Here is an 11,094-nt window from a genome sequence, read left to right on the forward strand (position 1 = left end):
TTGATGGCCGCCGCACGCTTCGCAGAGTGCGGCGGCTTTTTTTATGAACGGGCTGTAGCGCTCGCTCCGTGCTCGGAAAAATCCGGAGCCTAAGAGGCTGTTAAGCAGTTAATGTAATGGTTCTTGATGGATTCCGGGCAGCTAGACGTTCTCAGCCCAAGAGTGGGCTGGATACCTCTGCGCTGAATGCTTAAATCGTTGTGCTTGAGCTAATGACGATGGTGCCTGACGCCCGGGCTGACGAACGCTGAGGACCTGGCTAGAACGCATCGAGCGCTTTGGCAAGATGGGCCGCTTCGCCCGGCACCTGGGTTGCACTCGAACCCCGAGCGCAGAAGTTGCCCGTCCGACCCGACCCGACCCGACCCGCTTTGGGTAAGGTCATTTACGGACTGCGCCTGATTGTCGCTAGCTTCTCAAGCGCTGGAGAACACCCAGGACCGCGCGCAGCGGGCGAGTGAGCCTCCAGGAAAGGGTCTCCTCCAGTGTTTGGGCGCGGGTCTTGAGTTGCTCCACGACCTCTCGTGAGATTTCGGCCGCTTGCGCCAAATGTTGGGCCTCTTGCGCCAACTGGTCTCGGGCTCGCCGCAATTCGCCGATTTCCCGCTCCCGCTGGGCGATCGCGGCGCGCAGCGACACCAGTGTCTCTTCCTCGAACCGGGTTGGGACGACGACGGGTGCGTCAACGGTTGTCAGCGTGCCGTGGCCGGCGGCCTGCGCTGCCTGGGATGCCCAATCGCTTAGATGTGCTTCCAATGCGGCCGTCGTGAGATTTTCGGGCACACAGGGATAGGGCAGCCCGAGTTGAATGACACGGTTGCCCGCCTTGACGAACCTCGGCAGCAAGTGCCGCAGATGCTCAGCCAGCCAAGGGGGCCGGTTTCCGAGGACGGCACCGGTTGGCCGGATCCAAGGGTAATCCATGGTTTCAGGCGGTTCCTGGCCAAGCTCGGTGCGTAAGAACGTCAGCAGGCAATGCGCACCTTCTTGGGAGGTGAGCACTTCATAGGGGAGATACAGCAAGCGCTTTTGCGCATCCCATTCGATGTGGGAGAAGTCCTTACCGCAGCCCCATTTCCGGTAGAACGCTTGCTGATGACCGACCCATTCCTCCATGAGCTGTCCCCATTGTGCCTCGTCGAACAAGTCGTTCTGGTCGGCGAGGGCGCCGAGCAGATGATGGGACAAGGCTGGTTCGTGCAGGTAGTTGAGCTTTTCCGGAGGGATGCCTAACCTTATGGAGACTTGGCTGGATAGCCAAAGTAGGTAATTGGAGATCAGTGCCCACAAGGGGTGGCGATACTGAATGACAGTGATCAAGCCAGGCCGCGGAGCGCTCACCGGGTCTGTGAGTTCCAGGTCGTGCGACTTGGTGAGTCTTATCCCGTTGTTGGGGGGCGCAACATAGATGGGTGCGAGCTTGCAGGGGAGACTCCTACAACATCCAGGTTCCAGATAGCGCTCGCAGTGGGACATGCGCCTGCCGAAGTGGGCTTGAAGCAGATCCCTAAGCAGATGATGCCCCGCGCGCGGGACGGACTTGGCTTCCAGCAACAGGCCTGACGTCGTCATAGGGCTTCTGGTGAGATCCGAGGTTTGCTTGGTGAGGCGCGCCGAGCAAAGCGCTCAATAGCGCAAGACGGGCTGAGGTTGCAGATGCCATCCCAACGTGGACCCCGGACATCTTCCGTGACGGTGAAGCGGGCGGCGTCGTGACGACGTACCAGGGAGGTGCGGACGTGTCCGCCGGGCAGCCCGCCGTCCGCGACGCCGGCGGTAACGGTGTAGTCCCCCGGAATGAGGCTGGCTCGGAAGCTGAAGCTGACTTCCACGCGGTCGCCGTTGGCGCTCGGACCGACCCTGAGGCCGAGGCCGTGGGTATGGGTCATATAGATCGCCTCGCCGCGACGATCACGGACTTGCATTCCCACGTGGGGATCTGTTACCGACCTGTGAAAGGCCACTTGAATCCGCACTGTCATTTCGCTGTCGCTGATCAGGGTGTGCACCGGTTGGTCCTGATAGAGTATCTCCACGTGATCGACGGTGCAGTCTCCCCGGCCATAAGAGCCGGCCGACTGTCCTCGCTCTCCTGCGGCGATCTCGAGATCGCCTGAGCCCAGGCGGTTGGCGACATGAGCATTGTAGATGTCAATGACCTCTCTAGGTGGGCCGTCTCGGCGAATGCGCCCTCCGTCAATAAACACCGCGCGGTCACATAAGGTATACACTGTGGCCATGGAATGCGAGACGAACAGCAGCGTGGTTCCGGCGTCGCGATATTGACGGATTCGCTCGAAGCATTTCTGCTGGAAGAACACGTCGCCGACAGCGAGGGCTTCATCGACGACCAGGATGTCGGGTCGTACGGCGGTCGCCACGGCGAAAGCGAGACGCACTTGCATGCCGCTGGAGTAGGTGCGCACAGGTTGGTCGATGTAATCTCCGATGTCGGCAAAGGCCTCTATTTCGGCCATTTGATCGTGGATTGTGGCGCTGTCCAGTCCCGCGAGTAACGCGGATGTCCATACGTTCTCGCGACCAGTAAACTCCCCATGGAACCCGAGGCCCAGCTCAAGCAAGGCGGCGATACTTCCGCCCCGCTCGATGTGCCCGGTCGTGGGGTGCGCGGTGCCCGTGATGAGCTTGAGCAGAGTGCTCTTGCCGGCTCCATTCACGCCGATGATGCCCACAGCTTCGCCAGCCGCGATAGCGAGATTGATGTCACGCAAGACCCAGTGGCTCTGATGGCAAGGGCCGAATCCAACCCATTCGGCGAAGCGCCCCCATTTGTGCGCGTAGCGCTTGTACGCCTTGCCCAAGTTATGAACAGAAATATGGCCCATTGTGCTCCTGTGTATCGCTGGTCGTGATCATACACTCAACGGGTGCATGCTTTGGCTTTTCAGTTGTGAAGGGGTTAGTTACGAGTGTGAAACAAGCTTGTTGTCGCGGGCCTCAACGAAACCACTGGCGCGACGACCGACAAAATAATTGGTGGTTTCCTCGAAATGCGGGTCGAGCGTGCCGACGAAACAGCTTAGATGGCGATGGGAGACGCGCTCTACCCAGCCGCGCGGTTTACGCTTGCCTTGCCCTTTTTATAGGTGCCTTCCATAGATCCTAGTCAGTGCCTGGGACGTTCAATCAGACGTGAGTAAAGCGTCAGGTGCTTCATGCAAGGGTTGTGTCGAGTTGGCATGATAGGGACGGGCTTGCGCTTTGGCTTACAGGTGGCTTGCTTGCCCGGTAAGCCGATTTGCGACTCTGTGACCCGGGTCGCCCCCTGCCGCCGCCTGGATTCCCTACACTCAAAGTCCAGACGCAGCGCATCGCAAAAAGTGTCGGCAAGCGCACATTTTCGGAGACGCCAGTGAGCAAGTCCAGAGATCTTCTGATGACCCTCATCATCCTCGCGCTGCCGGCGCTCGCCTTGGCGCAGCCCGATGACGGCTATGATCAGGGTGAGTTTGCGCCGCAGCCGGTTCGCTCGGCGACCTGCATCGTGGAGGGGACCTTCTCCTGTGCCGAGTACGTCTACACCTACAGCATCCGCGGTCTGTCTTGCACCGAAGACTGCCTGGCGACAAGCAACCTCAATACTTGCCAGCTCAACAACCGCTGCAACTGGGATCCGGCCAGCGGCTGTTTCACGAAGGACGTTTGCGCCGAGATCAGTAACCTCAATACCTGCCGGCGCTGGGAGACGCATCCGATTTGCGGGTGGTGAGCCGCCGCCTGCGCCTGCGCCTGTCGGCATCGGATGGGCAAGCCTGGGCCCACCAACGCCGACACGGGCTTCGGTGGATTTCGCTCGCGCTCATCCACCCTACACCCTTATTTGGTCTCTGCGGCCGTTAGCGGCCGCTCGAAGCGTTGCTCGTAGGCTTCGCTGTAAGGCTCGAGCGCGTCGTAGACGTGATAGGGCACTATGCGTGATTCGAAGCGGGCGAATTTGCTGCGGACGTAGTTGAGGTTGCGCAGCAGTTTCATTTCGATGATGGCGCGGGCGAACTCCAGTCCCTTGGCGCCTTTCTTGCGCTGCAGGTAGGCCACTAGCTTGCGGATGAGGAAGGGCGGGCGCTTGGCGCCTGGCGGCAGGGTCAGGCGCTCCATGTAGCGGGGCATGCCGCGCGAGCGGTCGCCGTCTTCGGTCAGTTCGGTGAATTCCAAGTCGGGGCGCAGGATCTCCAGGAGTTCCTCGCCGGTCTCGGTGCGCACCAGCAGCCACTGCCAGCCCAGCTCCGCGCCCATGTAGCCGACGGTGAGGTCGCAGAGGGTGTTGGGGTAGTCGAAGCAGGAGAGGCAGGCGGACGGGAAGATGCCGTGCAGCTTGTCCATGGGGAAGTCGACATAGTTGACCCGCTCGACCTTGCCGCCCTCGTGACGCAGCCAGAGGCTGAAGTCCTGCATGAACTCGTGATGGATGACGGTCTTGGGTGAGCGCGAGATCTGGCTGAGGAAGTACTCCAGATCCGGGTAGGTCACGTTGTCGCTGCAGGGGATGCCGATGACGTAGAGCTTCTCTAGCCCGAGTTCGTCCTGCACGGCGCGCAGCTGATGCACTTGGCAGCTGGTGCCGATGAAGGCGAGGCGCTTGATGCTCTGGTCGCGGGTGGCGTCGATCAGGTTGAGATTGGGCGAGAGGCAGGGCTTGTTGCCGGCCGTCGCGCGGACTTCCTCCGGCGTGCGCGCCAGGATGGGCTCGGCCTTGAAGCGGGTGCCAGGGGCCGCGCCCGTGGTGATGACCGCGTCGACCTTGTCTTCTTCCAGCAGGCGTGCGCCCAGCGAGGTGACGATGCCGGACCATTGCGCCTTGGGGTTGGGCCGGCGCATGCGGGCGGCATATTGCGCGCGGAAGATGCCGAAGCGCAGCTCATCGCCGTCTTGACGGTTGCGGCCGTGTAGACGTTGCTCGATCTCCTGCGTCTGGTTGCGTACGAAGACACAGGACTTCGACATCAGGTCTTTCAAGCTGCTGTCGCAGAGGCCGCAGTCGCTGCACAGCAGGGGGCGGCCCTTGAGGCGGTCGTCGCTGCTCAACAGCGAGATGGTGTCGAGGCCTTTCGAGGGGCCGTTGGCGGAATATTCGATCTCGGGCTCGCTCATGCCGGGCGATCTCCGGCTGGCGTGGCGCATCCCTTCTCTTTGTGTGTGGCTAACGGCAGGGTGGCTCTCATCGGGCTCTCCTCGGTGGGCTTCGTTATCTTTATCTGTAGAGCGTCCAAGCGTGGCGAGATCCCTGGTGCGCCAGGGGTGTGGTCGCCCCGACGCCGCTCAATGCCCCGACTCCGCTCAATGCGCAGTGTCGGCATGCAAATGGATGCCGGGCTTGGGGGCGCGTGGGAAGACTGGCGCGGTTTTGGCCGGGCTCATCTTGGTGCGGCATTGGTGGATTTCGCCGCGCGCATCCACCCGGGTCCTCAAGATCACAAGTCGCGGCCTGCGTTAATTGCACCAGATTACTATGGTATGCGAAATCGGCCTGGCCGTCGTCGCTCTGGGCTGGGGTGCTTGCGCTAGCGCGGTATCTCACTCTTGCCAAAGTGCCCATCAATTGTTTGCCGATGCGAGCGATGCCGCCCGAAATCCCCCCTAGCCCCCCCTTTGCGAAAGGGGGGAAGTTGTTGATGGATACTTCCTTAGAAAGTGCCCATCAGATTGTTTGCCGATGCGAGCGATGCCGCCCGAAATCCCCCCTAGCCCCCCTTTGCGAAAGGGGGGAAGTTGTTGATGGATACTTCCTTAGAAAGTGTCCATCGATTGTTTGCCGATGCGAGCGATGCCGCTCGAAATCCCCCCTGCCCCCCTTTGAGAAAGGGGGGGGGTGTTGATGGATACTTCCTTAGGTTGCGCGCTCGTCATGGATGCCGAGGGCTCCGGTGCTGCTCGGTGGGGCAACATGAGCCGGAGCCCGGTGCGCTGTGATCCGCGGGCGAGGACGATGAGGCGATCGAGCCGCTGCGCCCGGGGAGGGGTTCGATGCGGGAATTTTCCAACGAATTGACCCGATGGGCTTGACCTTGGTCGTTGATGGGCGCTACGGTCGCGGGCTTGGCCCAAAACGCCCTAGGTCCGGTCTGCACGCATGGCCGAGCCATCCCGAATTCACGGCGTCCGCGCGCCGCTGCGCTGCCTGCAGGACGCTCTCTACACTGGCCCTCGTGTGCCTTCTCAAGAACATAACAGCAACTAGGTCCGCCGCGTATGCCCATCCCCTTTCCCTTTTCCGCCATCGTCGCCCAAGAGGAGATGAAGCGCTCCCTGTTGATTGCAGCCATCGATCCGTCCATCGGCGGGGTGCTCGTCTTCGGTGATCGTGGCACAGGTAAGTCCACCGCCATCCGCGGGCTCGCCGCGCTGCTGCCGAAGATGCAGGCAGCCGATTGCACCTATCACTGCGATCCGGAGGCTGGAGACGACGCCGTCTGCGCCGATTGCCGCGAGACGCGGAAGCATGGGGGCAAGGTCAAGAGTTATAAGGTGACGGTGCCTGTCGTCGATCTGCCGCTCGGCGCCACCGAGGATCGCGTCATCGGTGCCTTGGATCTGGAGCGGGCGCTGACGAAGGGTGAGAAGGCCTTCGAACCCGGTCTGCTGGCGCGTGCGCACCGCGGCTTCCTCTATATCGACGAGGTCAATCTGCTCGAGGATCACCTGGTCGACTCCCTGCTCGACGTGGCCGCCTCCGGCGAGAATCTGGTCGAGCGTGAAGGGCTGAGTGTCCGCCATCCGGCGCGCTTCGTCCTGGTCGGCTCGGGCAACCCGGAAGAGGGCGAGTTGCGCCCGCAACTGCAGGACCGTTTCGGTCTCTCGGTCGAGGTCAAGACCCCAGGCGATCTGCCGACCCGCATGAAGGTGGTGCGCTTGCGTGACGAGTTCGAGCGCGATCCCAATGCCTTCGTCACCAAGTGGAAGCGCAAGGACGGCAAGGTGCGTCGCCTGATCGAAAAGGGCCGCGAGGTGCTGCCCGAGGTCGTGGTCCCGGACAAGACCCTGGAAGAGGCCGGCAAGCTCTGCATCCGGCTCGGCACCGATGGTCTGCGTGGCGAGCTGACACTGATTCGCGCCGCGCGCGGCCTGGCCGCGCTGCAAGGGGATACGGAAGTCACGGTCGAGCACCTCAAGACCATCGCGACCTCCGCGCTCCGTCACCGGCTGCGCCGCGATCCCCTGGATGAGTCCGGTTCCACCAGTCGGGTCGAGCGCGCCTTGCAGGAGCAGTTCGGCGAATGAGCGGATCAGGCCCGACCCCCGCCGTCGCCGACGGCAGCGGACCGGTCCAGCAGCCGACGGGCGCTGGCCCCGCGCCTTGGGACGACGCCGTCCTCGCGGCCGTGCTCATGACGGTCGACCCAGCGGGGACGGGCGGCGTTTGCCTGCGCGCCTTGCCGGGACCGGTGCGTGATCAGTGGCTCAGCATCATGCGCGACCTCCAGCCGGAGGGCACGCCCATGCGGCGTGTCCCGCTGCACGTCTCGGATGGGCGGCTGCTCGGCGGGTTGGATCTCGCCGCGACCCTGAGCGCCGGGCGTCCGGTCGCCGAACGCGGTCTGCTGGTCGAGGCCGATGGCGGTGTTATCGAGCTGGCGATGGCCGAGCGTATCGCGCCAGGCACGGCGGCCCGCCTCACCATGGCCTTCGATTCCGGCGAGGTGCTGCTGGAGCGTGACGGCCTGACGATGCGCACGCCGTCCAAGTTCGCCGTCGTGGCCTTGGATGAGGGTGTGGGCGAGGATGAGGGGCTGCTGAACGCGCTGCTGGATCGGCTCGCCTTCCATCTCGAATTGAGCGACATCCGTGTCCATGAGGCCATTGCCTGTGACTATGACGTCGATGACATCATCGCCGCGCGGACTCGCCTTCGCGATGTGACCATCGAGGAAGCGCAGATCGAGACCCTCTGCGGTATCGCGCTCGCCTTGGGGATTCCGTCGCTGCGTGCGTCCATCTTCGCGGCCTGCGTCGCGCGCGCCCATGCGGCCCTCGAAGAGCGCGCCGAGGTGGCGGACGAAGACATGGCGGTGGCCGGGCGTCTGGTGCTGGCGCCGCGCGCGACCCAGCTGCCGCCGATGGAGCCGCCGCCGGACGAGCCCCCGCCGCCCGAGCCTGAGCAGGAGCAGGATCAAGACCAGAATCAATCCAACGAGCAGCAGGAGCCTCAGGAGCTGGACGACCAGATCTTGGAGGCGACCAAGGCGGCCATCCCGGCCGGCCTGCTCGCGCAACTGCAGATGGGCAAGCTGCGTCGCTCAAGATCGCGCGCCACCGGCAAGGCCGGCGCCATGCAGAACGCGCCCTCCCGTGGTCGCCCGGCCGGCGTGCTGCGCGGCGAGCCGCGTCACGGGCAGCGGATGAATGTCGTCGAGACCTTGCGCGCGGCCGCACCCTGGCAGCGTCTGCGCCGCGAGGAGCGTGCCCGTGTCGGTCAGCACTCGACCCGCATCGAGGTGCGTCAGGACGATTTCCGCATCACCCGCTTCAAGCACAAGTCCGAGACCACGACCATCTTCATGGTGGACGCCTCGGGCTCATCGGCACTCCATCGCTTGTCGGAGGCCAAGGGCGCGGTGGAGCTGCTGCTGGCGGATTGCTATGTCCGGCGCGACAAGGTTGCGCTCATCGCCTTCCGTGGCAAGGATGCCGAGATTTTGCTGCCACCGACCCGGTCCTTGGTGCGCGCCAAGCGCAGCCTGGCGGGCCTGCCGGGTGGCGGCGGCACACCGCTGGCGGCGGGTCTCGACCTGGGCATGCTCATGGCCGATTCCATCCAGCGCCGTGGCGGCACCCCCGTGCTGATCCTCATGACCGACGGTCGCGCCAACGTCGCTCGCGACGGCACCGGCGGGCGCGCGCGTGCGGGAGAAGAGGCGACCGCAGCGGCTCGCGCCGTCCGTGCCTTGGAGATCACGTCGCTGATGATCGACACCTCGCCGCGTCCGCGCCAGGAAGGTCGTGACCTCGCGCAGGAGATGGGCGCCGTCTATTTGCCGCTGCCGCATGCGGATGCGACCTCGCTCAACCAAGCGGTGCGGGCGACGACGCGATAGACTCGGGCCGAGTGGCCGACGCCTCGGTTGGGCTGAGGTGCGAAGCCCAACATCGGAGTTGGTCTAGTGTCTTGATTGTTGTGCCTCCTACGTCGGGCTTGGGCGCTGTCTGACGGGCATTGCAGGGTATTCTGTGGATGACATTCAAGGGCCCGGTGGACATTATCGATGGCTGATGTCGATCTTGCGCTTATGCGTCGTTTTCGGGAGCGGGCCGAGCAGGCATTGCCGGGACGAGTGAGAGGTGTCGTCCTGTTCGGCTCGCGTGCGCGTCGAGAGGCTCGAGCCGGCTCCGATTGGGACGTGGCCGTTTTCGTTGCCGGGCGGGCCTCGAGCGTGGATACCCTGCGCTTGGCTGATGTGGCTTACGACTTGATCGTCGAGAGCGGTGAGAGCATCCATCCGATCGCCCTCTCCGAAGATGGTGCTGGCGTGAGCCCATTGCTGCTCGATCGAATCGCGGCCGAGGGCGTGGCCTTATGAGCAGCACGGAATCAGAGCATCTGATGAAGGCGCGGCGTTTGTTGCGTCAGGCGCATCAGCTCAGTGCGGTCGATGCCCCAGAGGCTGTGGTCCACCTCTGTTACTACGCGATGTTTCATGGGGCTACGGCTGTTCTGCTGCGGCATCGGGACCAGGCGGTCGTCACCCATACTGGGCTGATCGGTGCATTCGGGCGACTTGCAAAGGGTCTAGGAGCCTGTCCGACTTAGGATGAATCGGCTGCGGAATCGGGAGAACGGTCCCTTTCGCCCCGCTTTTTCGTTACATAGAACCACTATGCGCCTCAAAACCGGAACGAAATGGCCTCGCTCTCCCACTTCCTCGCTTCGATCCCCCCAAGTCGGACAGGCTCCTAGGGGAGGCGGCGCGCCTTCAGGGGCGGGCCTTGAATCGTGCGGAAGACCTCCGTCTGAGGTCGGACTATGGTGTGGTCTATGAGGATTTGCCGGACTCAGCCGTTGTGCTCTTGAGGGATGCCGAGGGCTTCGTAGCATTTTGCGAAGCCTTGGTGGGGGATTAGGTCTATCTTGCTCGCTTATGTGTGATCGCCATGGATGATGGACTCAGCTGGGAGCGGGACGGCCGCGATTGGCCGAACCGCGCGTCGAGCCGTTTCGTCTCCGCCGCCGGCATGCGCTGGCATGTCCAGGAGATGGGGCAGGGGCCGGTGCTGCTGATGCTGCATGGGACGGGTGCGGCCACGCATTCCTGGCGGGACTTTGCGCCCATCCTCGCCGAGCACTTCCGAGTGATCGCGCCCGACCTGCCGGGGCACGGGTTCACCACACCGCCGCCTTACGACAGCATGTCCTTGCCGGGGATGGCCGGTTACGTCGCTGAGTTGGTGGAGTTCTTGGGTGTCAAGCCTGACCTGGTGTTGGGGCACTCGGCCGGCGCGGCGATTCTGATTCGCGCCTGCCTCGAGGGGCGTTTGGCGCCGCGCGGGCTGATTAGTCTCAATGGCGCGCTTATGCCCTGGCGTGGGCTGCCGGGCCATATCTTTTCGCCCGCCGCCAAGTTGTTTGCCAAGAACTCCCTGGTTTCTCGGCTCTTCGCCCTGCGTGCGATGAACCGAAAAGTCATCCAACGGCTTGTGGATAGCACGGGCTCGACCTTGGAGCCGCGGGGCGTGGATCTCTATCAGCGCTTGACCCGCTCACCCGCGCACGTTCGCGCATCCCTGTCCATGATGGCGAATTGGGACCTGACACTGATCGAGGAGGGCCTGCCTCGGCTCGAGGTGCCGCTGTTCCTGGTCGTGGGTGAGGCCGATTCCACGGTCTCGCCGCGCGAGGCGCATCGGGTTCGCCAGCAACTGCTGCCGAGCGCCGAGCTGACGCAGTTGCCCGGGCTAGGGCATTTGGCCCATGAGGAGCGTCCGCGTGAGGTCGCGGAGATCGTTTGCCGCGTCGCCTCTCGGGTGGGTGTACTGACTTAGAGAGCGCCCATCAATGATTTCCCGCTGCGAGCGATGCCGCCCGAAATCCCCCCGAGCCCCCCTTTGCGAAAGGGGGGAAGTTGTTGATGGACACTTTCTTAG

The 11,094-nt window shown here is 63.5% G+C and carries 9 protein-coding genes; 6 read left to right on the top strand and 3 right to left on the bottom strand.

Annotated elements, in window-relative coordinates:
* Positions 1-408 precede the first annotated feature (408 nt).
* Together G3480_RS16180 and G3480_RS28995 are read right to left on the bottom strand one after the other, a co-directional pair.
* Positions 409-1,572, bottom strand: coding sequence for a hypothetical protein (locus G3480_RS16180; protein WP_164654931.1), 1,164 nt, complete (start codon positions 1,570-1,572; stop codon positions 409-411).
* A complete protein-coding gene (locus tag G3480_RS28995; RefSeq protein WP_164654932.1) occupies positions 1,569-2,846 on the bottom strand; it encodes an ABC transporter ATP-binding protein in 1,278 nt (425 codons plus the stop codon). The genes G3480_RS16180 and G3480_RS28995 overlap by 4 nt, the downstream gene beginning before the upstream one ends.
* 527 nt (positions 2,847-3,373) lie before the next feature.
* On the opposite strand from G3480_RS28995, the gene G3480_RS16190 reads away from it, so the two are divergent.
* Positions 3,374-3,730 (top strand): hypothetical protein, encoded by a 357-nt coding sequence (locus G3480_RS16190; protein ID WP_164654933.1) that lies wholly within the window; start codon positions 3,374-3,376, stop codon positions 3,728-3,730.
* A gap of 107 nt (positions 3,731-3,837) precedes the next feature.
* On the opposite strand, the gene G3480_RS16195 is transcribed toward G3480_RS16190, so the two are convergent.
* On the bottom strand, positions 3,838-5,109 hold the full coding sequence (locus G3480_RS16195; protein ID WP_164654934.1) for a Coenzyme F420 hydrogenase/dehydrogenase, beta subunit C-terminal domain: 1,272 nt from the start codon (positions 5,107-5,109) through the stop codon (positions 3,838-3,840).
* A 1,098-nt stretch (positions 5,110-6,207) separates the two neighbouring features.
* Between G3480_RS16195 and bchI the strand changes: the two genes are divergently transcribed.
* From bchI to bchO, 5 genes are all read left to right on the top strand, one after another.
* On the top strand, positions 6,208-7,236 hold the full coding sequence (bchI, locus tag G3480_RS16200; protein ID WP_164654935.1) for a magnesium chelatase ATPase subunit I: 1,029 nt from the start codon (positions 6,208-6,210) through the stop codon (positions 7,234-7,236).
* Positions 7,233-9,050, top strand: coding sequence for a magnesium chelatase subunit D (locus G3480_RS16205; protein WP_164654936.1), 1,818 nt, complete (start codon positions 7,233-7,235; stop codon positions 9,048-9,050). Before bchI ends, G3480_RS16205 begins: the two co-directional genes overlap by 4 nt.
* A 168-nt stretch (positions 9,051-9,218) precedes the next feature.
* Positions 9,219-9,533, top strand: a complete 315-nt coding sequence (locus G3480_RS16210) for a nucleotidyltransferase domain-containing protein (protein WP_164654937.1) — start codon at positions 9,219-9,221, stop codon at positions 9,531-9,533.
* Positions 9,530-9,763 carry a HEPN domain-containing protein gene (locus tag G3480_RS16215; protein WP_164654938.1) on the top strand — a complete coding sequence of 78 codons (234 nt, stop codon included), beginning with the start codon at positions 9,530-9,532 and terminating at the stop codon, positions 9,761-9,763. Before G3480_RS16210 ends, G3480_RS16215 begins: the two co-directional genes overlap by 4 nt.
* A 341-nt stretch (positions 9,764-10,104) precedes the next feature.
* Entirely contained in the window at positions 10,105-10,992 is an 888-nt protein-coding gene (gene bchO, locus G3480_RS16220; protein WP_164654939.1) for an alpha/beta fold hydrolase BchO, read from the top strand.
* The last annotated feature ends 102 nt before the right edge of the window (positions 10,993-11,094 follow it).

Origin of the sequence: Thiorhodococcus mannitoliphagus (assembly GCF_010915725.1) — a bacterium.
GTDB lineage: Bacteria > Pseudomonadota > Gammaproteobacteria > Chromatiales > Chromatiaceae > Thiorhodococcus > Thiorhodococcus mannitoliphagus.